Here is a 24,228-nt window from a genome sequence, read left to right as displayed (position 1 = left end):
TTTTTAATTGACAAAAAGAAAAACCGATAGACGTATCCATCGGTCATTACGCTACTACCATATCTATTTCGGCCAGCTTTTCGCGGAATTGATCACCACTTAACACTTCAGCCTCCAATAACACCTGCAGACTATAGCGATAAACTGAATCATGTTCGCCGAGCAAAGACCGTGTTTTTTCAAGCAATCCCTCAATGATAGAATGTACTTCTTGATGGATTGCATTTTTATCCGCATATTGCATATTAATAATCCCTAATCTAGACATACCACTTTGAACAATTTCTTGCGCCATTTGCAGGGCTTGTTCAAAATCATTTTTAGACCCCGTGCTACGTCCGCCATAATAAATTTCTTCTGACACTGCACCCGCAAGGCAAACCATAATCTGCCCTTCCATATACTCACGGGTATAAAGATAATGATCGTCCATTGGGTTTTGACGTACATAACCTAATGCTTGTCCGCGAGGGGTTAATGTTACCTGTGACACGGAGCCAGGACGTACTCGTTCGCTAACAATAGCATGTCCCAATTCATGAATCGCTACCCGCTCCTTCTCAGTCTGAGGTGCTTCACGATCGGTCATTTCCCCCATCATTACCTTATCGATAGCAAGTGAAAAATGACTTTGCATCACTTTATCGGATTTGTCACGCATTGCATAAATAGCAGCCTCATTGCACACACTTTCTAATTGGGCACCGGAGAACCCAAATGTTTCTTGCGCCACTTTTTCCAATTTTATGTCAAGTGCAAGTGGTTTATTTTCTGTGTGTATGGTTAATATTTGTTCGCGGGCTGGTTTATCTGGCAAATCGACCTGAATGTGGCGATCAAAACGTCCTGGACGCAATAATGCTGCATCAAGCATATCTTTTCGGTTCGTTGCCGCCATAATGAGTATGCGCGGTTTTTCACTTGTTGTCATACCATCCATTTCGGTTAACAGTTGGTTTAAGGTTTGGTCATATTCTCTTTGCTGCTGACCATCGCGTTTTCCACCAATAACGTCAATTTCGTCAATAAAAATAATCCCGCTATCTTGATTGTTTTTCTCTGCTAAAGAACGAACTTCCTTAAACAATTCACGAACACGCTGAGCTCCCACCCCTACGTACATCTCTACAAATTGTGAGCCAGATGCTGCAACAAATGCAGAGTTCGTATAATTAGCGGCGGCCTTTGCCATCAACGTTTTACCTGTTCCAGGAGGCCCCGTTAACAGTACACCCTTTAAGGGACGAATTCCGTATTGAGCGATCGCATCTTTATGCAATAAGAAATCTAGGGCTTCCTTGATTTCTTTTTTTGCACGTTGCTGTCCTCCGATATCGGCAAAGGTAATATTGGATTTCTTCACAACCTGACTGCCACTTTTGCTTTTACCGGAACCAATCTGCATGCCACCTTGTTTGGAAAACAACAAGTATGTACCTGCTAAAATTGCCCCAAATAGCAAAAATGGTCCAATATTAATGCCCAAAAACAGCAAGAAAACGATAACCGCTGGTACTACACCAAATAATATTTCTTTACCCAAGGTTTACCACCTCGCTTGTTGACTGTTTACGAGGAATAATTTGGTAGTATTCATCAGTTCCTCGTTTCAAAAAAATATAAACATTTGCATCGTCAATGCGTCCATATGCTTCATCAAGCTTATAACGATCTTTCATTTGAGCTAAAATGGCAGGAATTTGACTATAAGCCTTGCCTTCGATGGCCTCTGTTAGTCCAAATAGCCCCTCATTCCAGACCGGCTTGAGTGAATCAGCTTGATTGGTAAGCATTATATCAAAAGCCTTCCCGCGTGCATAGGCTTGAAGTGTTTTTAACAGTTCCGGGTATTCTTCTACAAATTTATCTGGATTTGTGACTTGTAGCTTCATATCAACACGCTCTTTATTCATCTTAAAATCGACCAAGGTAGCCGACGTTAGTTGTTGTGCCTTTTCTCGTAATGGACTTTCTACCTGCATCTTTTGGTATAAAAACCAGCCACCAAAGAGGAGCGTAAGTGCGGCAAGCAGTGACAGTAACATAGGTACTTTACGTAATTTCACCAATAACTCCCCTTTCTTTGCTCATAAAAACTTTTATTTGTTCCGTTCAGAACGGCTTTATTATCAGTTACGAAACCAAGTATAGCATTTTTATGGTACCTTTTTGCTATGTATTTGCTGGAACTACGACCAATTCCATTTCAAGAAGAGAAAAACGGTGATAAAGTAAGAAAACCCTTTCCAGAAGGAACGGGTCATCTTATGATTTTGGAATATTTAACGTATATGCCCGTATTTTTTGACCAGTCAAAAAATCATAATATACGTAGTTGTAACGATTTTGCTTGTCCACTAAAGTGACTTCCCATAGCTTCTTATCACCCTCTAAGCCAGGTACAATGCGTTCGATCTGGGCTCCTGGATAAGAGGCTTCCGCTACTTGTTTAATTTTTGTGCGAGGAAAAGCTTTTTCCAGCAAGTCAAATGTGACGTGTTCTTTGCTAAACCAAGCCACCACTGGGGTTCCTACCTTGTTTTTGCCTGTAACTACAATATAGGCTTCCCGTCCTCGATATTCTTCTATCGTATCGATCTCAGCAATGTTTGTTTTTTCTGCTACTAATGCTCTGGCCTCTGCTTCTAACGTGTGACGCTCAGACAATAAGCTGGAAAGTAGCTGATACAGGGATGCGCCTAGCACAACAAGCGCACATGCTGAAATGATCAAGATGCGTTTCCACACAATGATTCTCCTACTTCCCTAAAAATTAAAAATCAGTTGATCTGATCTATCGCCCTTCTGGTTCTTCAACTGAAGCAAGACGACCATACGCTTCAACTGCTTTCTTTCATCATCATACCACAATTGATAGTTAATTGTAGTTGATTGCTGTAATTGTACAAGTTCATTTTCTACAGGAAAAGAAGGTCCCAACCATTCTCGTAAAAGGTCTTTGACTTTTTCTGGCTGTAGGCTAACGCTATACCCTCGCAAACCTGCTTCATCTCTTGAAACGATTGCGACAGGCTGTAGCTGTGAGATTTGATCCTTCAAGATTGAGGCATGCTCAGATGGTGTGAACAAGGCATAGGGCAGTACGTTCAAATCCCGTAGTTCATTATCTATGACGAGCGAAGCACCTCGATTGTTACGTTCAATTTTCACTTTTTTTCCCTGTAATGCTCCCGTTAGTTGAAAGTGATTGCCTCGATAGCTCCCTGTAAAAGGTTGATTCTGTATCTTGACTCCAAATGGAGTTGCTTTCTCTACAAAAAGCTGATCAATCAATTGTTTTAGATTGGTGTTATTTTGATTTTGATCGGCATTCCATCTACTTTTGTCATGTAGCTCCTTCGTCCTGTTTTGTGCTACAGATAGCTTGTCTGTTGCTTGTCCCAATAATACACCCAAACCAAATAAGCATGCTAATATTGGCACCAACAGCCAAAGATACCGTTGCTTCACGTACATGGGTAACCCCTCCCTTGCGTATCTCCTAACAATTATGAGATACAAGAAGGTTTTAGAACCACGTGGAAAACTTACTAATTATAGAGTCATGAGAAGGAGCCATACTATCAGTACACCACAAGGAGGTGAGCGTGTGAATCAAACCGACAGGAGCCTTGTCCTACCAAAACAGGGTTGGGAACAACACGATTTGTACGAATCCTGGGTAGGTCTGTCCTCACCGCTGCGTACCTTGCCACCTACCGCTACGCTCTCTGTTCGTCACTCCTCACTTACAGATTTATGGCAAACAGAGATGCAACGGACGGATTAAATTTTTTCTCTGCCTACACACCTACACTACACTGTCTCCTGCCGTATCAACCACTTGGCAGGAGCCTTTGTCATATGAAGAGGTGACTTTTATGAGTTTATTGCTTTAAAAGCGCAAACACACGATTCACTTCAGCGATTGCTTTTTGTTCATCCATTGTGATTAACTCTTTATCTTTCATTAAGAAATGCCCATCAACAATTGTATCTGTTACATCATAGCCATTTGCTGCATAAACAACATGGGAAATCGGATCATTTGCCGGTTGGAAATGTGCTTGAGCAGCATTTAGCATAATCATATCTGCTTTTTTCCCTACTTCTAATGAGCCTAAGCTGTCTTTTTGGAACACAGCATCTGCCGCATAACGTGTAGCCATACGAAGCGCTTCTTCTGCCGGAACCACTTCTGGATCATAGGAAACACCCTTATGCAGGATAGCCGCTAATTTTAGCTCTTCAAATAGATTTAAGTTGTTGTTACTTGCTGAGCTGTCAGTTGCCAAACTTACACAAACACCTTTCGCAAGCATCTCAGGCACTCTTGCTACACCACTTGCCAATTTTAAGTTACTAATTGGATTATGAGCTACTTTAACATTATATTTAGCCAATGTATCAATTTCTTCATCCGTTAAATGCACTGCATGGGCAACTAGTGTAGGGTGATTAAATACACCTAGATTTTCTAAGTGAGCAACAGGGCGTACACCGTAATCCTGAACGTTTTGTTCTACTTCTGCTTTTGATTCAGACATATGGATATGTAATGGTACGTTTAACTCGATAGCCTTCTCAAGGATTTGCTGGATGTACTCAGGAGAGCACGTATAAGGTGCATGCGGCGACATCATGGTATGGATACGACCGTTGGCTGCTCCGTTCCAACGTGATGCGAAAGATGCAGCTTCTTGTAATTTCTGCTGGCGTTCTTCTTCTGAGCAGAAACCAATTACCCCACGGCATAGTACACCGCGCATCCCGGATGCTTCCACTTCCTGTGCTACTGTATCCATATGATCATACATATCTACAAAGGTAGTTGTACCGGTACGAATCATCTCGATAATGGAAATAGCTGTACCCCATTTCACATGCTCCGCTGTAAATTGACCTTCCATTGGCCACATTTTATCTTCCAGCCACTGTTTTAAAGGTAGGTCATCCGCAAATCCGCGCAGTAGAGACATGCCTACGTGACCATGTGTATTAATAAATCCTGGCATTAGATATTTATTCGTTCCATCAATGATCTCGTCATATGCTGATAAATCTTCTGGCGTTTTACCTACATATGTAATTTTTCCCCCATCAAAGCCAACTGCTCCATTATAAATAACCTCATTTTGTTCATTAACAGTAATTACGGTTGCGTTGGTAATGATTTTCATCAACGTAGACACTCTCCCTTTATCTGTTAGTCATTACTTAGTTTAAATAATACGCTAAGCTTTGCAAGCTGGAAGTCAAATCGTTATGATCAATTTTTACTTCTTTTTCGGTGCGAATGGTTGTTGGGGCAAAATTGAGGATCGCTTCTATTCCAGCTTCGATCAGTTTATTTGCCACTTCCTGTGCGGCGGAGGCTGGCGTCGTAATTATCGCCATCCGAATTTGTTTTTCCTTGATGATATCTTCCATTTTATCAATCGGTTCAATGACCAATCCACCTAAATCCTTACCTATTTTTTGCGGGTCGGCATCAAAAATGGAAACAATTTTCATGTTATCTTTTAAATACACATTGTAATTGGAAATCGCTTGACCTAGATTACCGGCCCCCACCAACGCTACATGGATCACTTGGTCCAATTTCAAGATATGACGAATCTTTTCAATCAAGTAATCTACGTCATAGCCAATGCCTTTTTTGCCAAAGTCACCAAATGCAGACAGGTCCTTTCGAATTTGGGCTGGATTAATATCCATTGTTTTGCCCATCTGTTGGGAAGACACCGTTTTTACCTGTAGTTCCTGTAGATTTGTTAAATATCGCAAATAGATCGGCAGACGGCGAACGACCGCTTCAGAAATTTTTGGTACTTTCCCCATAAATTGCACTCCTAACTTCGTTGTCTATCACGTGTAGAGGTCTTGACTGCCTTTAAAACCTTATAATCTTGTCCGTTAGAGAGAATGGTAATTGACCCATCCCGGCTAGTCACATACGTATCTGCCCATGATTCCTCCAAACGCTCCACCACCTCACGCATGGAGTCTTTCCATTGCTCACGAACAATACCGGTCTGCACAACAGCAATCTGGGGATCAACCTTAGTTAAGAAGGATTGAATAGAAGCCTGATTGCTGCCTTGTGCCGCAACCTTTAAGATTTCAGCCGGCAGTAAAGAAGGGTATTTCGCAAACAAACGCTCCTCTGCTTTTTCATTGATGGCACTGGTGAATAAAAACTGGAGCTCTCCTTGGGTCAGACTAAACACAAGCGAATTATCCTGTGGTGATAAAAACAGGTTCTCGCTGGGATGTAAAAATGTGATCACCACATCTTTCCCATCCAGTAATTGATCCTTTTCCTTTACATACACAACTTGCTTTTCCCTAGATATATGGATATTACTGTGAATTACGAAGGCTGTCAATTTTGGCATGTAAATCTTATCAAATTGAATTTTCTCCGCAAGCTTATCATAGCCGCCAATATGAGTAGGTAAATCGTTTGTCAATAACAGGTAATCCACTTTTGTAACATGGCGCTCAAGTAGTAAGGAAACCAATTTTTCCGTATCTTTTTCGCTCCCTGTATCAATTAGCATCGTTTTACCAGAAGGGAAGCGAATGAGCGTACTTTCTCCTTCTGGTAAAGAGAAAAAAGTAGTGGTAAGCCCCACAAAATCTTCCTCCTGTTCAACAGCATCGGGGTCCTCAATATGCTGTTGCTGATGTGCTATCGCAATGGGGCGGCTTGCTTCAACGGTTTGGGATAATGCAAAGATCATCATGCCTATACAAATAACTAGACATAGGTTATGTCGTTTTGTAGTCATGGATCTGCTTCCCTCCTACTTTATGGCTTGGGTAAAATTCATACAATCATTTTAGATTTGTTTTTCCTAAGGGACTGATTTTATTGTAAAAAAGGAGCTATTCGCTCACGTAATGTAGTCCATGGACCAGTCTCTACCTGATAAGGCGGCAAAGATTGCAAAAACATACGACCATATTTAGATTCAATGATGCGTGTATCAAATACAATTACAACACCGCTGTCTGTCTGTTGACGTATTAATCGACCCACTCCCTGCTTAAAACGAATAACTGCATGGGGCAAAGAAAGCGTCATAAAAGGATTCTTTTTCTCGGCCTTCAGCCGCTCCGAACGTCCTTCTAAAAGTGGTTGGTTGGGCGGTTGAAAAGGGAGACGAACAATGATCAGACAGCTCAGTACATTTCCAGGTATATCTACACCCTCCCAGAAGCTATTCGTACCCAGAAGCACTGTTTTTGTCCCGGTTTGAAAGCGACGTACCAACTTGCTTCTATTACTTGAATCTACTCCATGGCCTAATAGTTCAAACTCTTCACCTTCGAGTAAGCTTTTCATTCCTTCATAAACAGTTCTAAGCATGCTATATGAGGTAAATAAAATCATTGTCCGCCCCTCACTTGCTCGAACAGCATCAACGCAGCCAGCAATTACGGCTTCTACAAAACGCTGTTCTCCTTCCTTGTTTACAGAAGGGAAATCGGAGGGAATCAGGATGAGTCCTTGCAGCGCATAGTCAAAGGGCGATGGGAGTGAGAGTGTTTCGACCCGTTCTTCTGGAAGATTAGCAAAACCCATTCGCTCCATAAAGTAAGTAAACCTATTCTTCACTGTCAGTGTCGCTGAGGTCATAATAATACTGCGTTTTGGCTCCAGTAAAGTTGTACGCAAGGTATCAGCTATATCTAGTGGCGTTTTAAAGAAAAAGAGTTGTTTGCGGGATGTTCTTGTTTCTATTTCCATCCAGCTTACATACTCATCCTGCTCTTCTACTAACAAAAAATGAAGCTTTACAGCCACTTGACTGATTTCTTCTACTAAACCAGCTGCATCCGTTTGCAACCGCTGTAAGGAGTACGGAGCTTCCCCATTAGAAGATGGCAGAATACGTAACAGTTGTTCAATTTCCTTGGCTACATTCCCTAACTTTTGTAAAATGAGATCGCTGGATTTTGCAAGCTTCTTATATTTTTTCTTAAAGTCTTCTGTTTTATATCGAAGTGTAGCTCTTTGAGATTCCCCTGTATCCATACCCCGTTCAGAACCCCAATGATAAAAGAGTTGTAGCCAGTTCGTAACAGCCTCTTTTAGCATTTGCTGCTCAATCCTTATTTGTTGTAGGTGCTGTTCTATTCTTGCCTTTTCAGCTGGTTGCCACATTTTCAACTCATTGGCTAACAGGAGTAGCATTTGCTTTTCTCCTTCTGTTCCAAGCTGCTCTACCAATTGAAACAATTCTACGCTGGAGAGCTGTGTCCCAAAATGTTGACTTGCTACTTCATCAAGCTGATGCGCTTCATCAATAATTGCAACCTCAAATGATGGCAATACACCATTCTCCTTATCAATATCACCAATTAATAAGGCATGGTTAACAATAATCACATCAGCCTCTTTTGCTTGCTGCTTCGCTTGGAAGTAAAAACAGCGGCTAAACCACGGACACTCTCGATTTAGACAGGAGGCTGTGTCACTTCTGACTGATTGCCAAAAGGACTGCCCACTCGGACTTAAACTAAGCTCCTCTACATCACCTGTAGTCGTTTCGGTAAGCCATGTTAAAATCTGTGCTTTGGCTAGCTGTATATCCTGTGTGGCCCCCTCCTGGCTCTCTATGCTTTGTTCAAATTTTCGCAAGCACAGGTAATTTCCTCGACCCTTCAATTGAGCAGCTCGAAAGGGAAATGGCAATGCTTTTTGTAATAGAGGAATATCTTTGCCAAAAAGCTGGTCCTGTAAATGAATGGTATGCGTACTCACGATTACTTGCTGTTTGTGCATACGTGCCCATAGGATACCTGGTAACAAATAACCCAACGATTTTCCTGTTCCTGTACCCGCTTCTACTAACAAATGCTTCTGATCAGTAAAAGCTTGGTATACAGCATGCATCATCGCTTCCTGTGACTCACGTTTCTCATAGTGTTCATGATGAAGTGCGAGCCCGTCGCCATCTAATGCAACCATACGTTCGAAAAATGGTTCAAAAGAAAAATGGATCGGTGGCTGTTCGGATTGCTTCTCCGTCCATTTCTTTCGTCGTTTTAATCCAAGGTTTCGATAGATATCATAATTGCTTGTTTCCTCAGGAGCAGAAGATGCAGTTATAAAGGAGCCTGCTTCGTCTACCGGAAAACTGTGCATGAGCTTCTCCATCTCAATTTCTCGTAGTAAGGTCGCTACATCAAAACGGAAAGAAGAGATCATCATCTGCAATCCTTGAATTGTAATAAGAGGAAGCTTATACAGGATATCTAACAATCGTAACAATAAGTGTGCAGTAGCAATAGCGTCACTGTCTGCCTGGTGTGGATTTTCATGCTGAATATCAAAATCAGATGCTAGCTCTACTAGCCGATAGCCACTTTGCATGGGCAATAATACCCGTGCTAATTCCACTGTATCCAAAATAGGCCCATCAAATGGATAATAGCCCTGACTTAGCAGGGCTTCTTGTAAAAAATTCAAGTCAAACGCTGCATTATGTGCCACAAACGTACGCCCATCTAAAAGGCGCAATAAATCAGGAAGCACTTCTTCAATAGAAGGAGCGTCACTGACCATCTCATCGGTTATTCCCGTCAACTGAGTAATAAATGGCGGGATTGGTTTATCTGGTTTTACAAATGTGGAGTAACTTTCTATTATTTGTCCATTCTCGACCACGACAGCTCCGATTTGTATGATGGAATCTCCCCGCCGTGGCTGATTACCCGTAGTTTCAAAATCTACGACGATGAACTGCTTCATTATCGTCACCTCTATTGACACTCACAACTCATGCTGCTACTGTTTTCTTTTTACCATTCGGCAGTAGATGTCGAAATTCCTGCTGTTGGATTAGTAGTAACCTGCACATGGTCCTTTGTGTTCTTACATCTCTCCCACCATTGATTGACCTCTGGGACAACATCGCTGTAAGAGCGTGCTTTCTCCAAATATTGACTTGCCTCGATTTGGTTTCCCTGTTGAAGAGATAATTTTCCCAGTTGATAATGCCCTAGCATCTGGGAGTACTGATCCTGTTTTTGAATGAGAGTAGTGGCTATATCCTTGGCTTGATCATAAGCCCCTTCTCCCTCATGGGCATAAATTAATCCCAGTAGGCCAAGATGATGATTTTCTGTGGCGTTTAATATTTTTGAAAAGGCGATCCGAGCTGAAGTAATCTCACCTGTTGCGAGCTGCATCCAACCGTATGAAAATAAGTAATCTGGATGCTCAGGTGCCAGTGTAAGTGCTTTTTTTAAAGCAGGCATCGCTTGCTTAGGACCGTCTAACAGCCACTTATTCCAAGCAATGGCATGCCAAAGTCCAGCATCTAATGGTTGACGTTCCAAAAGGAATTGGTAGCAACTGAGCGCATGCCTATAAAACCCAGCTTGTTCTGCTAGCATAGCCAATTCCCATAAGGTTGGCGAATCAAGATTTCGATTCGGATCGTACATTTTCAGCATTCGCTCTATATCTTTTTGTGGATATCGAGCAAATAGCTGACGAACAGCACGTAAATAGAGCACTTCCACTTGCCAATCCTGATCATTCTCGGCTAATAGCTGTTCACATAATTTCATTGTTTTTTCCGTGTCTCCCTGCTCCAAATAACAGATGGCCAGATTGTATCTACTCTCCGTGTACTGAGGACGGACAGATATTGCCATTTCAAATGCCTGTATGGCCTCTAGCCATTTTTGCTCCTGTACATACATACACCCTAAGGCATTGAAACTGATGGAAACAACTTTAGGGGAAACAGCCGTTCGTGTCAACAATCGAAATTCTTTTAGAGCGAGTTCATAATCACAACAATAATATAGGCTATAGGCATAATAAAGGCGTCCACTTTCCCAGTCAGGCGCTTGTTCTAAGAAAGAAGCAAAGTGTTGTTTAGCTTGTTCATATAGCCGCAGATGATAAAATCCTTCTGCCTTTTCATATAGCTCCTTGTGTAGTTCCATTTGTGGCTGTTCATCCTCAAGAAGTGTAGAGAATTCAAGTGGCTGCTTTGCTTCCGACAGCTTATCATATTCTTTTACCAAGCTTTCTGTAGCGGATGCGGGTATATTACTCGTTTGCTTTATCATCCGAATTGCTTCATTTAGCTTTTCTTCATATTTTAACCACAGATCAATCACCTGATCACTGCATGTTCGGAGTTGTTTTAGCTGTCGTATCAGGTGTTCCTGCTTTTCTGTAGAAGCTGTTGCCCATTCTTTTTCAATACGATCTACTTTTTGACGTAACTCCTCAAACCAATCCTCAATAAACACAAGAGCCACCCCCTTTATCAGAGTGAGTAGTCTCATTGTCTCACAAGTGGGATGGCTCTATGCAAAAATGGCGCTGGTAGTCCTTCCAGCTCTTGTTCTATAAAATAGTAGCGTGAACTTCTTCCGCTAATAATTGAGCGATTTTATTATGCTCGTCCATAATGGCAACCTTAGGCTTATGCTTGCGTGCCTGTTCATCTGTCATCATCGCATAAGCAATAATAATCACCACATCCCCTGGTTGGACAAGCCTTGCTGCTGCTCCATTTAAACAAATAACGCCACTGCCTGGTTCACCTTCGATAATATAGGTCTCTAAACGCGCACCATTGTTGTTATTTACGATCTGCACTTTCTCATTTGGCAGTAAATCAAGTGCGTCTAAAATTTCTTTATCAATGGTTATGCTACCTACATAATTTAAATTTGCTTCCGTAACGGTAGCACGGTGAATTTTAGCAGTCATCATTGTACGAAACATCTAAATTCGCTCCCTTTTATGTGAATCTTCTCATGTCTATTATCTTTTGTTCACACTTTAATCCATCACCGTAAGAATTACGTTATCTATTAAACGGACACGACCAAATTTTACTGCAAGTGCAAATAAAATTCTATCTCCTGTTTTTAGAAATTCGATATCGCTCATTTCAGGATAACGTTTCAATTCTACATAATCTATTTCTGCTAAAGGCTGACTTTGGATGAGATTACGTACTTCGTTACAAATAACGTCTACGTCTCTTTGATGATTCGCAATCATCTGTTCGGCACGAGTCAAGCTTCTGGAGAGAATTAATGCCTGAGATCGCTCTTCCTCTGAAAGAAAGACATTTCGTGAGCTCATTGCCAGCCCGTCTTTTTCGCGATGAATAGGGCATGGGACAATCTGAACAGGGATTTGTAAATCATAAACCATTTGTTCAATAACAGCTACCTGCTGTGCATCTTTTTGACCAAAGAATGCTTTATGGGGGCCTACAATATTAAAAAGCTTATTGACCACTGTCGCCACTCCATCAAAATGTCCCGGTCGCGACAAACCACACAAGGCTTCCGTAATGTTATGAACAGAAATATTCGTCAGCATAGGGCGGGGGTACATTTCCTCTACAGAAGGAGTAAATAAATAGTCTACTCCCGCACTCTCTGCCAATTTCTGATCGCGTGCTAAATCTCGCGGGTAAACGGAATAGTCTTCATTTGGACCAAATTGCAACTGGTTAACAAAAATGCTCATGACCACCACATCTGTTTCGCTTTTTGCCCGCTCTACTAAGCTGAGGTGCCCATCATGCAAGTAACCCATCGTTGGTACAAATCCGATTGTTTTCCCTGCTCTTTTATGCACAGAAAGCGCTTCACGTAGTTCTTTGATGGTGCTAATCGTGATCATACTCGTACCTCTTCTCCATATAATTGCTGAATCGTTTCTTCTGATGCAGCAAAAGAATGGCGTTGTTCAGGGAATTGTCTGCTTCTTACTTCTATTACGTATTGAGAAATCGCTGACTGAATCATGTCACCGATCTGGGCGTATGATTTCACAAATTTAGGCGTTAAATTGGAGGCATAAGAAAGTACATCATGGAACACTAGAACCTGTCCATCGCATTGTACCCCAGCTCCAATACCAATAACAGGGATTTCCACAGCTTCCGCAACTTTTGCTGTTACTTCTGCTGGTACGCATTCCAAAACTATTCCAAATGCTCCAGCCTCTTCTAATGCCTTCGCATCCGTGATTAATTGCTTAGCAGATTCTAGATCCTTACCTTGTACTTTATATCCACCTAATTGATGGACAGACTGTGGCGTTAGCCCTAAATGACCCATAACAGGAATTCCAGCCTTTGTGCATCTTTTGACAATAGGAAGAATTTCTTCTCCCCCTTCAATCTTCACGGCTTTTGCATTTCCTTCCTGAATTAACCGGCCTGCATGATGAATGGCTTCTTCTACAGAGCCATGGCATGTCAAAAAAGGCATGTCCGCTACAACAAAGGCTGTTTTTGCTGCGCGTGTAACAGCTTTTGTGTGATGAACCATGTCATCCATGGTAACAGACACCGTAGATTCATAGCCTAGCACAACCATTCCTAGCGAATCCCCTACTAGCAGGATGTCTATTCCCGCTTCTTCTGCCAATTTTGCAGAGGGATAATCGTAGGCCGTAAGCATAGTAATTGGCTCTTTGTTCTGCTTCATTTGACGTAGCTTGGACGTCGTTATCGGTTTTTTTTCCTGCACATCAGACACTCCCGTTGTCTCCTACACCCAATACCGTCTTGAATGTATTCCAATGGCATACCTTTGTTGTGCTTTCTACATACCAAAAAACCTCCGCACCGCAGGCGAAGGTTGTGTTTACGCAATAAAGCACGTATCCATTAGAATTTCTTCCTTCTGTCTCGGTCCATTTAGGCTTAGAGCAGATTTTTGTTTCAGTTGTTTTCCTAGCATACTTCTTAAATGGAAGTGCTATTCCAATAGGATATAGCCTTCAGAAGCAGTATAACAAAATTTCCTAGGTATCGCCATACTCAATATCAGCAGAATATACCTTGTGCATGACTCCCTCATCATCGCGTAATAAGAGCACTCCCTCTTCATTTAAGCCTGTCGCTTCCCCTTCCAATGCTGCTTGCAGAGTCCGGACTGTAACACGACGATGTAAGGACATTGACAAAGCTTCCCATTCGACCTTGATTTGACCAAATCCCTCGCTTAGATATGCCAGGTAGAGTTGTTCAAATATACGGCAAAATACTTGAATGAATTGAGATCTCTTTATTGGCTCACCTAATGCTATACGTAATGAGGTCGCAACCTCTTGCAGAGCCGGATCAAAATCTGACTCTTGATTATTCACATTAATGCCAATCCCAATAATTAAGTAATTGACACGATCAGCCTCTGCATGTAGCTCTGTTAAAATTCCACATACTTTTTTGCCATTTACAAAAATATCATTAGGCCATTTTATTTTAACCGAGATTTGGAACTCTTGGATCGCTCTCGCCATAGCAACCGCTGTTAGCAACGTCATTTGGGGAGCACGCCCAATCGGGATAACCGGACGCAACACTAAGCTCATCCATATTCCTGTCCCTTTTGGTGAATGCCACACCCGACCCAACCGACCTTTTCCGCCAGTTTGCTGATCTGCTACCACTAGGGTTCCTTCAGGCGCTCCCTTAGAAGCTAATTCATGGGCTAATGCCTGTGTTGTTGCAACCGTTTCGTAGGCAATTATATTTTTTCCAATACGTTCTGTATGCATGGCAGACAAAATTTCTTCTGCCGATAATGAATCTGGTGAGGAAACAAGTCGATACCCTGATTTGCGTACTGCTTCAAACTCATATCCCTCTTGACGCAGTTCTTCAATATGTTTCCATACTGCTGCTCGCGTACAATTACAAATTTGACTTATATATTCACCCGAAATAAATTCATGTGGATGATTACGAAAAGCGCGTAATATTTCCTGCTTAATATTCATAGGTCTCCTCCGTCATAGCCGCAAAAAATAACGATTCTATTCCTTTTTCGTACATCCATGAAACGCATATGTAGAACCAAACGTCATTTTTTTATTTCATTTGCAGGATGTTCCATCTCACCATGTATAAAATCTTTAGCCGCTATCAGCAAGGCCTCTGATACGTTAGCAAGTTCTCCAGTTACTGTACGCTCCCAGAGATATTCTAGGGTTTTCTGTATCCAAGGGCCTTGTTTTTGATCACTCAGCTTTCTGATTTCCGATCCATCTACCGCTAATTCCTTCAAGGTTTTTACTGCCATCTTATCTAAAGTAGCTTGGAGTGTGATCTTCTTATTTGAGAGATCGTTCCACCATAGGACATCCAACACTTTTTCCAAGTCATAGCATCGCTCTCGACCATGCTTCATAATCAATCGGGTCCAGTCTATAGATTGACATTGATCCCATAATGGCTGAAGGAGCATTAGCTGTTGCATGAGAAACGTAATGGTTTCTTCCTCTTTCCGGGACATCTTTAAATATCGGCATAATTCACGCGACTGCTCCCAACTGAAGTCTGCCGCAAAAAGTAACACTACCCATTTATGGATAACGCTCTCCACTGTTTGTAATCGCCATAAATGCATTGTCGATTGATCAAATAATTGTTGTAACAAAGGGATGGACTGAAATATCTTTGTTTGTTTCGCAAATTGGAAGCCTTTATCAGGATGCCTGCTATCAATGAGCTTATTGCATTCTTCACGAACCCTCTCAACGGCAATATGGATCAGCAATGGAGCATTATCCCTCATAGCTTTTCTTGTTTCATCCTCAATCTGGAAGCCTAGCTGAGAAGCGAAACGAACTCCCCGAATCAGTCGTAATGCATCCTCATGAAATCTGCGATTAGCATCACCCACTGCTCGGATTACATGATCATTTACATCCTCTAGTCCAAAAAAAGGATCAATTAATTCTTTATTATATTTCATCGCCATTGCATTAATTGTAAAATCACGACGGGCCAAATCCTCTACTACTTCGTTTACATATGTGACTTCGCTTGGTCGACGAAAATCTTCATATACTCCCTCCGTTCGAAAGGTAGTCACTTCAAATAAATAGCCATCCTGTTTAACAGTAACTGTTCCATGCTGTAATCCTGTAGGAATATGGTCGGGGAACAGCTTCATAATGTCTCCTGGATGGGCATTTGTACATATATCTATATCATGAACAGGACGGTGAAGAAGCCAATCACGGACGCAACCACCGACAAAATAAGCCTCGTATCCGTGTTCTTCCAATTTTTTAAGTACCTTTTTCGCCTCTTCTTTCATTTACTCGCCTCCTGTCCTTTCTTGCTACATCCATTTTTACTATCTACTTTTCAAATAGGGGTGCTAAGATATGCGTATTTTACTAGGAATTGCTGTGCTTATCTCTCAATTCTTCACTTCATTTCGTAGCAAAGCCTAACCACACGTTAGGCCTTGGCTACGTCAATTGATTGCCTTTGATGCAAATAAGGTTGCTCTTTTATGTAGAGAGTAGTTGCTCATATAACGATTCATATTGGGATGTAATAGTGTCATAGCTAAATTTATCCTCAGAGCGACGCAGTCCTTCTACACGAAAACTTTCGTACAGCTTTTCGTCCTGTAGCAATTTACGAGCATACATCGCCATCTGCTTTGTATCGCCAATCTCACATAGATATCCAGACTCACCATGTGAAACCACCTCTGGCAAACCTCCAGCGCAGGAAGCAACAACAGGCACACCGCATGCCATTGCTTCTAATGCCACTAATCCAAAGCTCTCTTTTTCGGATGGTAGTAGCATGAGGTCAGCTAATGAAATAACTTCTGCTACGTCATCTTGTTTTCCTAAAAAGAAAACATCGTCACAGAGATCTTTCTCCTGAATTAGTTTCCTGATATTGCACTGCTCAGGACCTTCCCCAATCAGAATTAATTTAGCAGGCATTTCATCACGAACATAGCGAAAAGCTGCTACTACATCCTGGACACGCTTGACCGGACGGAAATTGGAAATGTGCATGATGATTTTTTCCCCGTTAGGTGCGAATTTTGCCCGCCACTCAGCTACATCCTTACGTGAATATCTTCGCTTATCTACAAAATTGTAAACAAGCTCGATCTTCTTATCTACCTGAAGAGAATCATGTGTTTCACGGATTAAATCAGCAGAAACAGCCGTTACCATATCGCTTTTTTCAATTCCAAAGCGAATCATATCGCGTAAGCTTGGATCATAGCCAAGGACCGTGATATCTGTGCCATGTAAAGTAGTGATGATTTTCAAATGATCGCCTACCATTTGCTTGGCCAAATAAGCACATAATGCGTGAGGTACAGCATAATGAACATGCAAAATATCGAGATTCTCATTTTGTGCAACCTGCGCCATCCGATTTGCTAATGTTAAATCATAGGGCGGATATTTAAATACATCATATTGATTTACTTCTACTTCATGAAAAAATATATTGGGGTGAAACTTCCCTAAACGAAACGGCATGCCTGCTGTAATAAAATGTACATTATGTCCACGCTCAGCCAACAATTTGCCTAACTCTGTGGCTACCACACCGGAACCGCCCAAGGAAGGATAACACGTAATACCTATATTCATTTTCATTCCTCCCTTTTTTTACACAGGAAATGGCCTGTCATCGGCTGACAGGCACTCGGGCGTCTCCCACTGTTACAAGGATGAAAGCACCAAAGGTGTGGCACTCACAAACCCTTCTGCATATTTCACTCCTGCTTGTTGCCCAAATAAACGCTCCCGATACTCTACTAATTCAATATAGCCATTGTTTAACGGAGTGCTTACACTTCCTTCTTCTTGTTCGAATTGACTTCGATACGACTCTAACACCTGTATTTTTTGCGGATACAGCTCTGTGATATCTACAAAGAAACTAGGAGTAGCGGTACTATTAATGAAGTAATAAAAAAATTGCTCAGGACGATAGGCGGGTAATTCGCGTTCGCCTACGAATTTTTTGACTCCTGCCGAAAAAATCGCTTCTTTTACGATCCGGCTTACGCTCTCATGATCAGGGTGTCGATCATGAAAATACGGAGCTAAAACTACTTTAGGTTGAGTTTTTCGAATAAGATCGACAACCTTTTTTATAGCCATTTCGCGGTTTGCTTCGAGTCCGCGATCAGGCAATCCAAAATTGTAACGAGCAGTTAATTTCATATGTTCAGAAGCAATGGCTGCCTCCTCTTGACGACGTACCACTGTCCCATTTGAAGAAAGCTCTGCATACGTCAAATCAAGGATACCCGTCTTTTTCCCTTGTTGATTGGCTCGTAGCAAGACACCTGCTGCCCCAATCTCTACGTCATCAGGATGAGCACCAATGGCTAATATATCTAAGTGATTCTCTTCCATAATATTCCCCCTGTTAGATTTCCCGCCAAGCCATGTTACCCTGCTCCACAGCTTTTAGCAAGATTTCTGCTGTAGCTAGATTAGTCGCAACTGGTATTCGATGAACATCGCACAATCGTAATAAAGCCAGAATATCTGGTTCATGTGGTTGAGAAGTGAGTGGGTCACGCAAAAACACGATGACGTCCATTTCGTTCTTGGCAATCATAGCGCCAATTTGCTGATCGCCACCTAATGGTCCTGATAAAAAACGGGTTACCTGCAATCTCGTATTTTCCATAATGCGCAACCCTGTAGTCCCTGTCGTAAACAAATGATGCTTTTGTAAAATCCCCTCATAGGCAACAGCCAACTGAACCATCTCTTCTTTTTTCTGGTCATGTGCAATCAATGCGATGTTCATGTAAAATCCCCTCTCAGTCACTCATTCTATCCTTATTTACCACTACTCTTTTGGTATTAATCAATAAGGTGTTCTAGTCCATATACTAACGTCTGTAACGAGACAACTGCCTTAATTGCCATTTGAACACCTGGCATAAATGATTCACGATTTATGGAGTCATGACGAATGGATAAGGTTTGTCCAATTGCTCCAAATAATACTTCCTGATGTGCTACCATACCAGGCAAACGGACACTATGGATACGGAAGCCGTTATAATCCGCTCCACGTGCTCCATCAAGGATCTCTTTCTCATCTGGATGACCTTGCTGGATATCATTACGAGCTGTAGCAATCATTTCTGCCGTTTTAATCGCAGTTCCACTTGGGGCATCAAGCTTTTGATCGTGATGCAGTTCGATAATCTCGACATGCGGCATATATTTAGCTGCCATGCTAGCGAACTTCATCAATAGGATTGCTCCGATAGCAAAATTAGGCGCGATGATAGCTCCAAGCTCATTGTCTACACATATTTGTTTTATTTCTTCTATCTCTTCAGGACTAAGACCAGTCGTACCTACAACTGGTCTCACACCATGTTTCAGACACAGAAGCATGTTTTGGTAAACCTGTGAAGGTGTGGTAAAATCTACGACGACATCTGGTTTAAAAGCTAGCAGGGCCTCCTCTAAGGAATCAACCATTGGTACGCCTAGTGGCTTACCGCCTAACACTTCACCCACATCTACACCTGTCAGCTTTGAATCAATCCCTGCAACAAACTCCAGAGAGGGATCTTGTCCAAGCATTTTAACCACTTCGCGCCCCATTCTTCCTTTGGCGCCAGCTACGGCAACGCGAATTTTCTTTTCCATCCTACCCTCTCCTACTCTTCTATTCTGGTCCATCTATCCTTGTCACGAGTATTAAACTTGTGCATAATTCGATCGAACGCTTCCTGCAAATCGATACCAAGAGAATTGGCAAAACATAAGACAATGAAGAATACATCTCCTAGTTCATCTTCAACGGTTTTTTCTGCTTCAGTTGATTTCTTAGGCTTTTCTCCATAATAATGATTAATTTCACGAGCTAGCTCTCCTACTTCCTCAGTCATACGAGCCAACATAGCTAACGGAGAAAAATACCCTTCTTTAAACTGAGAGATATACTGATCCACTTCTTCTTGAATTTCTTGTAATGTTTTTTTATTATCCATTTTTTCCTCCCTCATACTAGACCCAAAACCGAGCAAACTATGTAAGCAAGCCAATTAATCAAAAATCCCATTGGCTAAAGTGTATCATAAATAGACAAGGCAAAAAACCTCCTTTATAATGACTCTGATTAGGGTTACAAGCAAGTTTTTCCTACCTGTGTACAGTCAGCATGTTTGCTACCTTTTGATTTACCGGAAAAGGAGAGATTTCCCTTCATGAAATTGCATTTGAAGAACATATTGGCAATTATCCTCGGTTCTATCATCATGGGTTTTGGCATTAACGCTTTTAACATTCCGAACGGACTGGCAGAAGGCGGTATCACAGGGATCAGTATCCTGATCAAGCTAGCCTTTCCAGCTATTGATCAAGGGATTGTGTATCTATTACTCAATCTTCCTTTATTCTTTATTGGCTATCGTTTGTTAGGGAAGGTCAGCTTTTTTTACACCCTTGTGGGAACGGTTTCTTTATCTGTTTCGCTGTCAGTATTTGGCATGATTTTAGATTATGAAAAATTGGGCGACACTTTACTTGCTGCATTATTTGCCGGAGTAGCAATCGGCAGCGGGCTTGGAATTATTTTCCGTTATGGTGGAACGACAGGCGGTGTCGATATTATCGCCCGCTTATTAAACAAAATGTTTGGGATCAGTATGGGCCGCACCTTACTCATGGGTGACATTCTAGTAGTCGGTGCCTCTCTGGTCTACTTATCTATTCAAAACGCTATGTATACCTTGGTCTGTGTCTATATTGCTGCACGTGTCATAGACTTTTTCCAGGACGGGGCATATGCTGGCAAAGCTTTAATGATCGTATCGGAGTACCCTCAAAAAATAGCGCAGGAGATTCTGACCACAGGGCGAGGTGTCACGATTCTAAATGGAAAAGGGGCCTTCTCAGGCATGGAGAAGGAGATTGTCTACTGTGTTGTTAGCAGAAATGAAGTCCCTCGTCTTAAAAACCTTATGAATGAAATTGACCCTCATGCTTTTGTGATCGTTAGCGAGGTTCATGAAGTTTTAGGTGAGGGTTTTACATTTGATGAAAATAAAAAGCCCTTGCGCCAAACATAAAATGGCTTTGTGCGTTATATCTGTAGTTTGAATTATCAAGACTTTTGGGTGTTATCATGGATACTTGCGAATCTCTACGCATCCAATGAGTGATCTCATCTTGATTACTTCAAAAAAGACCTCTCTGATTGTGAAGAGGTCTTTTTTCGTTATGAATCGTTCCATTCCGCATTAGATTCTTCGTTGCTTCATAGCAGAGTACTTTATCCAAGCTACATATGCTAGTGAAACAGTCACTAATGTCGAGATCCAAACCATCAGACGATATGTTGATTCTGGATTATCCATAAATGATCCCACAGCAGTCTGATCCTCCCCAACAAACGCTTCCTGCATCGTACTACTCAGTTCTCTGATAGAAGAACGCATTATCTGCCAATCCAGCTTTTGATTTAATAGATGCTTGGCTATTTCTTCATATTTTCGTGTTACCTTATCCATTGCCTGTTCTTTTAATTGGATCGTCATTGCAGGCCGTAGTGCTAAATACAACTGGTAATTTTCTTCATATTGCGCGCGAAGGGTCTCGGTATCTCGCTCCACAGCGGCTTGCAGGAGATTCTGCATTTGCTTTGAGTAGGAATTATAATAAGTGCGCCACATAGGACTCCTTTGATGGCTCAGAGCATCTACAGCGACTCTCACCTGCGTGGCATGCCACAGCAACCGATTCTCTGTCGTTTTTGGATTTGTATAGGCTTTTTTGGCTGATAAAATGGACTGTGTTACAGCATTCAGACTCTCAATCCGTAAAGATATAGGAAGGGTTTCATTGGGAAATTGAGAAGCTAACCTCTCTATTTTAAGTTTTGCTGTGTCATAATCTCCTTTTTCAGTAGCTCGTAGCATCTCCCCTGCCACCTTATCTAATTCAGCCAAATGTTTTTCTTCTGGCGGTTGGTTCATTTTTGTCACAAAGTAACTAATCGGCATGGATAATAGAAATCCCACCACCAATAAGAGCAGTAGCATTTTGATGTTTTTTGGCACAAAAAAACCTCCTTTCCCATAGTACAGACTATGGAATGGAGGACAAGATTAGACCTGATTTTTATTCGCTTGTGTATGTAAATAATAAATAGTCGCAATGGAAAGCAAGCTTAAAACAACCGTACACAAGCCCACGATACCGGTATATGGAACCAGTGGTGTTGGTAGGTACGGGTGAATTTCCATTACGTAATCGAGAAAATCGTTATTTAACACCCAAAGCGCTGCTATTCCAAGCCCCAACCACGTTATTTGATAGTAACGAGCATATAGCATCGACTCTACTGCCATGCCCAAATGAGACGCTAAAAGCATCAAATCCTGCCAACGAACTTCGTTGCCAAGGGACCAGCCTGCAATAATAACTCCAACTGCCCACATTCCATATTTAAAGTTCGTAACTGATGCTACCGCTTCCAATATTGGAACATTTCGCCCCAATATATACATGAAGATAACTAGAGTAAATAGTCCGCTCCCAGTAGGGCTATCTGGGACAAATAACAGCAAATAGGGCGAATTATAGGCAGCTACATCTGCAAGTTGGTCCTTATACCAGTAAAAACCGTAGATTGTCCCGAAAGAGTTAATGAAGAACAATGTCCAGAGAAACCACGATTTTTTCAATGATCCTAGAAACCAGAGCCACATCCATTTCATTTCCTTACGTCACCCCTATTAGCTGTAAAAAGATACCTCTCTAGTTTACATGTACCAACTTCCATCTGCAACCAATGTACACACGTTTGTAAGAATTGTGTTACAGTTGCGTGTCGAACTGTCTATTATGTATAGTCTCTAAAAATAAGAAAAGCTGACCGAGGTCATCAGCCAGCTTTCGTTCTTTGCTATTTCAAACTCGCTAGGTAATCTACCAGTTTTTTCAGATCCTCATCTGATCCTTTAAACATACCACCTGGCATATCACCTTTTCCTTCTGCAATGGTTTTGTGGATATCCTCGGCGCTTAGGGTTGAACCAATTTTTTGTAGATTAGGTCCCATACCGCCTTCAAGATTTCCACCATGACACCCAATACAAGACTGATTTGCTGCCCACAATGGGTCAGCTTTAAAGTTCGGATCAGCCTTCGCTGCAGCAGCAGGAGCTCCTCCTCCACCGCCGCCGCTACCGCCACCTAGCTTAGCTAACTGTTTTTCATGCTCGTCATGAGCTGCCCAAGTTAAGAAGAAGATGGAGAACAAGGACAGAAGCATAAGTCCAGTTGCAACAGGACGACGAATTGGACGTCTCTCTTTACCTGTATCAAGGAATGGCGCTAAAATCATAGCACCAAAGGCAATGCCCGGAATACCGATTACGCCAAGCAGTACGTGATCACCTGCTGCCCATGGATACTTCAATAATTGGTACAGGAACAAGAAATACCAGTCCGGTACTGGAATAAAAGAAGTATCATTTGGGTCAGCTTTTGCTGTTAGTGGTGATTCATGTGAAACCGTTAACACCAAGAAACCAAGCAAACAAACCGCAGCAACCATCCACTCTTTTAACAGAAAGTTTGGCCAAAACGGTTCAGTGGTTCCTGGATAGTCAGAATATGAAGGTGACACATTTGGCATGCGCTTCGCTGAGATCCGAGAGTCTCCAACGAAGGTAGCATTTTTATCCTGTTTTGCCATGCTAATTCCTCCTATTGTTGAAGACTAGTTTTATAGAGGTCCAGAAATACCTTGTACACGAATCATAATAAAGTGAGCACCCAATAATCCCAACAAGCCAGCTGGCAAGAAGAATACATGGATTGCGAAGAAACGAGTAAGCGTTTGCGCTCCTACAATTTCTCCACCCGTTAACAAAGTTTTCGCATAAGGTCCAATTATCGGAATTGAGTCTGCGATTTGAAGCCCTACTTTTGTAGCGAAATAGGCTGTGTTATCCCAAGGTAAAAGATAACCAGTAAAGCCTAGTCCAAGCATAACGAAGAAAATTAACATCCCTACAATCCAGTTTAATTCGCGTGGTTTTTTATAAGATCCTGTGAAGAAGACACGTAAGGTATGTAGGAACATCATGACGATTACTAAACTTGCGCCCCAATGATGCATACCGCGAACGATTACACCAAAAGCAACTTCAGTTTGTAAGTATTTTACGGACTCATAAGCATTAATGATGTCTGGAACATAATACATGGTCAAAAACATTCCAGATAAAATCTGAATTACAGTAATAAAAAAAGTAAGGCCCCCAAAACAGTAAACGAACGCTGAAAAGTGATGTGCGGGATTTACGTGTTCAGGTACTTCATGGTCAGCCAGATCACGCCACATAGGAGTGATATTTAGGCGTTCGTCCACCCAATCATACATTTTTTGTATCATT

The 24,228-nt window shown here is 41.8% G+C and carries 25 protein-coding genes; 2 read left to right on the top strand and 23 right to left on the bottom strand.

Features of this window, described 5'->3' with window-relative positions:
- Positions 1-46: 46 nt before the first annotated feature.
- The 4 genes from GOP56_RS02685 to GOP56_RS02670 form a co-directional block, all read right to left on the bottom strand.
- Entirely contained in the window at positions 47-1,543 is a 1,497-nt protein-coding gene (locus tag GOP56_RS02685; protein ID WP_163244416.1) for an AAA family ATPase, read from the bottom strand.
- Complete coding sequence (locus GOP56_RS02680) at positions 1,536-2,066, bottom strand: hypothetical protein (RefSeq protein ID WP_163244415.1); 531 nt, start codon at positions 2,064-2,066, stop codon at positions 1,536-1,538. The genes GOP56_RS02685 and GOP56_RS02680 overlap by 8 nt, the downstream gene beginning before the upstream one ends.
- A gap of 199 nt (positions 2,067-2,265) precedes the next feature.
- A complete protein-coding gene (locus tag GOP56_RS02675; protein ID WP_163244414.1) occupies positions 2,266-2,748 on the bottom strand; it encodes a cell wall elongation regulator TseB-like domain-containing protein in 483 nt (160 codons plus the stop codon).
- Between the two features lie 18 nt (positions 2,749-2,766).
- Positions 2,767-3,477 carry a hypothetical protein gene (locus GOP56_RS02670; protein ID WP_163244413.1) on the bottom strand — a complete coding sequence of 237 codons (711 nt, stop codon included), beginning with the start codon at positions 3,475-3,477 and terminating at the stop codon, positions 2,767-2,769.
- Positions 3,478-3,610: 133 nt separating this feature from the next.
- Between GOP56_RS02670 and GOP56_RS02665 the strand changes: the two genes are divergently transcribed.
- A complete protein-coding gene (locus tag GOP56_RS02665) occupies positions 3,611-3,790 on the top strand; it encodes a hypothetical protein (protein WP_003341647.1) in 180 nt (59 codons plus the stop codon).
- A gap of 97 nt (positions 3,791-3,887) precedes the next feature.
- On the opposite strand, the gene GOP56_RS02660 is transcribed toward GOP56_RS02665, so the two are convergent.
- The 15 genes from GOP56_RS02660 to GOP56_RS02590 all read right to left on the bottom strand — a co-directional run bounded on the left by GOP56_RS02660 (position 3,888) and on the right by GOP56_RS02590 (position 19,812).
- Positions 3,888-5,180, bottom strand: coding sequence for an amidohydrolase (locus GOP56_RS02660; RefSeq protein WP_035318530.1), 1,293 nt, complete (start codon positions 5,178-5,180; stop codon positions 3,888-3,890).
- A gap of 37 nt (positions 5,181-5,217) precedes the next feature.
- Positions 5,218-5,841: a redox-sensing transcriptional repressor Rex gene (locus GOP56_RS02655; protein WP_003338602.1), complete on the bottom strand. Its 624-nt coding sequence runs from the start codon at positions 5,839-5,841 to the stop codon at positions 5,218-5,220.
- Between the two features lie 11 nt (positions 5,842-5,852).
- Complete coding sequence (locus GOP56_RS02650; RefSeq protein ID WP_163244412.1) at positions 5,853-6,794, bottom strand: ComEC/Rec2 family competence protein; 942 nt, start codon at positions 6,792-6,794, stop codon at positions 5,853-5,855.
- 80 nt (positions 6,795-6,874) lie between these two features.
- Complete coding sequence (gene dinG, locus GOP56_RS02645; RefSeq protein WP_163244411.1) at positions 6,875-9,763, bottom strand: ATP-dependent DNA helicase DinG; 2,889 nt, start codon at positions 9,761-9,763, stop codon at positions 6,875-6,877.
- 50 nt (positions 9,764-9,813) lie between these two features.
- Positions 9,814-11,283, bottom strand: coding sequence for a tetratricopeptide repeat protein (locus tag GOP56_RS02640; RefSeq protein WP_174250649.1), 1,470 nt, complete (start codon positions 11,281-11,283; stop codon positions 9,814-9,816).
- A gap of 97 nt (positions 11,284-11,380) precedes the next feature.
- Positions 11,381-11,764, bottom strand: coding sequence for an aspartate 1-decarboxylase (gene panD, locus GOP56_RS02635; protein WP_003338597.1), 384 nt, complete (start codon positions 11,762-11,764; stop codon positions 11,381-11,383).
- A gap of 57 nt (positions 11,765-11,821) precedes the next feature.
- The gene (gene panC, locus GOP56_RS02630; protein ID WP_163244409.1) at positions 11,822-12,679 is read right to left on the bottom strand and encodes a pantoate--beta-alanine ligase; all 858 of its coding nucleotides are present in this window, start codon (positions 12,677-12,679) and stop codon (positions 11,822-11,824) included.
- Positions 12,676-13,542 (bottom strand): 3-methyl-2-oxobutanoate hydroxymethyltransferase, encoded by an 867-nt coding sequence (panB, locus tag GOP56_RS02625; protein WP_003338595.1) that lies wholly within the window; start codon positions 13,540-13,542, stop codon positions 12,676-12,678. The genes panC and panB overlap by 4 nt, the downstream gene beginning before the upstream one ends.
- A 268-nt stretch (positions 13,543-13,810) precedes the next feature.
- Positions 13,811-14,788 carry a biotin--[acetyl-CoA-carboxylase] ligase gene (locus tag GOP56_RS02620; protein WP_003341656.1) on the bottom strand — a complete coding sequence of 326 codons (978 nt, stop codon included), beginning with the start codon at positions 14,786-14,788 and terminating at the stop codon, positions 13,811-13,813.
- A gap of 83 nt (positions 14,789-14,871) precedes the next feature.
- Positions 14,872-16,113: a CCA tRNA nucleotidyltransferase gene (locus GOP56_RS02615; RefSeq protein WP_163244408.1), complete on the bottom strand. Its 1,242-nt coding sequence runs from the start codon at positions 16,111-16,113 to the stop codon at positions 14,872-14,874.
- 199 nt (positions 16,114-16,312) lie between these two features.
- Positions 16,313-17,431: an N-acetyl-alpha-D-glucosaminyl L-malate synthase BshA gene (gene bshA, locus GOP56_RS02610; RefSeq protein WP_003338592.1), complete on the bottom strand. Its 1,119-nt coding sequence runs from the start codon at positions 17,429-17,431 to the stop codon at positions 16,313-16,315.
- A gap of 72 nt (positions 17,432-17,503) precedes the next feature.
- On the bottom strand, positions 17,504-18,205 hold the full coding sequence (gene bshB1 / locus GOP56_RS02605) for a bacillithiol biosynthesis deacetylase BshB1 (protein WP_003338591.1): 702 nt from the start codon (positions 18,203-18,205) through the stop codon (positions 17,504-17,506).
- Between the two features lie 13 nt (positions 18,206-18,218).
- Positions 18,219-18,608, bottom strand: coding sequence for a methylglyoxal synthase (locus GOP56_RS02600; RefSeq protein ID WP_003341664.1), 390 nt, complete (start codon positions 18,606-18,608; stop codon positions 18,219-18,221).
- A gap of 56 nt (positions 18,609-18,664) precedes the next feature.
- Entirely contained in the window at positions 18,665-19,468 is an 804-nt protein-coding gene (dapB, locus tag GOP56_RS02595; RefSeq protein ID WP_003338589.1) for a 4-hydroxy-tetrahydrodipicolinate reductase, read from the bottom strand.
- An 11-nt stretch (positions 19,469-19,479) separates the two neighbouring features.
- Positions 19,480-19,812 (bottom strand): nucleotide pyrophosphohydrolase, encoded by a 333-nt coding sequence (locus GOP56_RS02590; RefSeq protein ID WP_003341666.1) that lies wholly within the window; start codon positions 19,810-19,812, stop codon positions 19,480-19,482.
- 216 nt (positions 19,813-20,028) lie between these two features.
- Here GOP56_RS02590 and GOP56_RS02585 point away from each other — a divergent pair, with 216 nt between their 5' ends.
- Complete coding sequence (locus GOP56_RS02585; protein ID WP_003338586.1) at positions 20,029-20,892, top strand: YitT family protein; 864 nt, start codon at positions 20,029-20,031, stop codon at positions 20,890-20,892.
- 171 nt (positions 20,893-21,063) lie between these two features.
- Here GOP56_RS02585 and GOP56_RS02580 read toward each other — a convergent pair whose 3' ends face one another.
- The 4 genes from GOP56_RS02580 to qcrB all read right to left on the bottom strand — a co-directional run bounded on the left by GOP56_RS02580 (position 21,064) and on the right by qcrB (position 24,227).
- The gene (locus GOP56_RS02580) at positions 21,064-21,882 is read right to left on the bottom strand and encodes a sporulation protein YpjB (protein WP_003341667.1); all 819 of its coding nucleotides are present in this window, start codon (positions 21,880-21,882) and stop codon (positions 21,064-21,066) included.
- A gap of 48 nt (positions 21,883-21,930) precedes the next feature.
- Positions 21,931-22,542 (bottom strand): DUF1405 domain-containing protein, encoded by a 612-nt coding sequence (locus GOP56_RS02575; protein ID WP_163244407.1) that lies wholly within the window; start codon positions 22,540-22,542, stop codon positions 21,931-21,933.
- Between the two features lie 188 nt (positions 22,543-22,730).
- Positions 22,731-23,525 (bottom strand): menaquinol-cytochrome c reductase cytochrome b/c subunit, encoded by a 795-nt coding sequence (locus tag GOP56_RS02570; RefSeq protein ID WP_096887580.1) that lies wholly within the window; start codon positions 23,523-23,525, stop codon positions 22,731-22,733.
- Between the two features lie 30 nt (positions 23,526-23,555).
- Complete coding sequence (qcrB, locus tag GOP56_RS02565) at positions 23,556-24,227, bottom strand: menaquinol-cytochrome c reductase cytochrome b subunit (protein WP_003338582.1); 672 nt, start codon at positions 24,225-24,227, stop codon at positions 23,556-23,558.
- Position 24,228: the final 1 nt, after the last annotated feature.

Origin of the sequence: Brevibacillus sp. 7WMA2, assembly GCF_010748895.1 — a bacterium.
Classification (GTDB): domain Bacteria; phylum Bacillota; class Bacilli; order Brevibacillales; family Brevibacillaceae; genus Brevibacillus_B; species Brevibacillus_B halotolerans.
Note: the sequence above shows the minus strand (reverse complement) of the source record. Positions and strands in the feature narration are given on the sequence as shown.

Coding starts and splice junctions, on each gene's coding strand:
- GOP56_RS02670 (WP_163244413.1), bottom strand. CDS start 3,477: ATGTACGTGAAGCAACGGTATCTTTGGCTGTTGGTGCCAATATTAGCA.
- GOP56_RS02575 (WP_163244407.1), bottom strand. CDS start 22,542: ATGAAATGGATGTGGCTCTGGTTTCTAGGATCATTGAAAAAATCGTGG.
- GOP56_RS02585 (WP_003338586.1), top strand. CDS start 20,029: ATGAAATTGCATTTGAAGAACATATTGGCAATTATCCTCGGTTCTATC.
- dinG (WP_163244411.1), bottom strand. CDS start 9,763: ATGAAGCAGTTCATCGTCGTAGATTTTGAAACTACGGGTAATCAGCCA.
- GOP56_RS02650 (WP_163244412.1), bottom strand. CDS start 6,794: ATGACTACAAAACGACATAACCTATGTCTAGTTATTTGTATAGGCATG.
- qcrB (WP_003338582.1), bottom strand. CDS start 24,227: ATGATACAAAAAATGTATGATTGGGTGGACGAACGCCTAAATATCACT.
- bshA (WP_003338592.1), bottom strand. CDS start 17,431: ATGAATATAGGTATTACGTGTTATCCTTCCTTGGGCGGTTCCGGTGTG.
- GOP56_RS02655 (WP_003338602.1), bottom strand. CDS start 5,841: ATGGGGAAAGTACCAAAAATTTCTGAAGCGGTCGTTCGCCGTCTGCCG.
- panD (WP_003338597.1), bottom strand. CDS start 11,764: ATGTTTCGTACAATGATGACTGCTAAAATTCACCGTGCTACCGTTACG.
- GOP56_RS02570 (WP_096887580.1), bottom strand. CDS start 23,525: ATGGCAAAACAGGATAAAAATGCTACCTTCGTTGGAGACTCTCGGATC.
- GOP56_RS02615 (WP_163244408.1), bottom strand. CDS start 16,113: ATGAAAGAAGAGGCGAAAAAGGTACTTAAAAAATTGGAAGAACACGGA.
- panC (WP_163244409.1), bottom strand. CDS start 12,679: ATGATCACGATTAGCACCATCAAAGAACTACGTGAAGCGCTTTCTGTG.
- bshB1 (WP_003338591.1), bottom strand. CDS start 18,205: ATGGAAGAGAATCACTTAGATATATTAGCCATTGGTGCTCATCCTGAT.
- GOP56_RS02660 (WP_035318530.1), bottom strand. CDS start 5,180: ATGAAAATCATTACCAACGCAACCGTAATTACTGTTAATGAACAAAAT.
- GOP56_RS02620 (WP_003341656.1), bottom strand. CDS start 14,788: ATGAATATTAAGCAGGAAATATTACGCGCTTTTCGTAATCATCCACAT.
- GOP56_RS02600 (WP_003341664.1), bottom strand. CDS start 18,608: ATGAACATCGCATTGATTGCACATGACCAGAAAAAAGAAGAGATGGTT.
- dapB (WP_003338589.1), bottom strand. CDS start 19,468: ATGGAAAAGAAAATTCGCGTTGCCGTAGCTGGCGCCAAAGGAAGAATG.
- GOP56_RS02590 (WP_003341666.1), bottom strand. CDS start 19,812: ATGGATAATAAAAAAACATTACAAGAAATTCAAGAAGAAGTGGATCAG.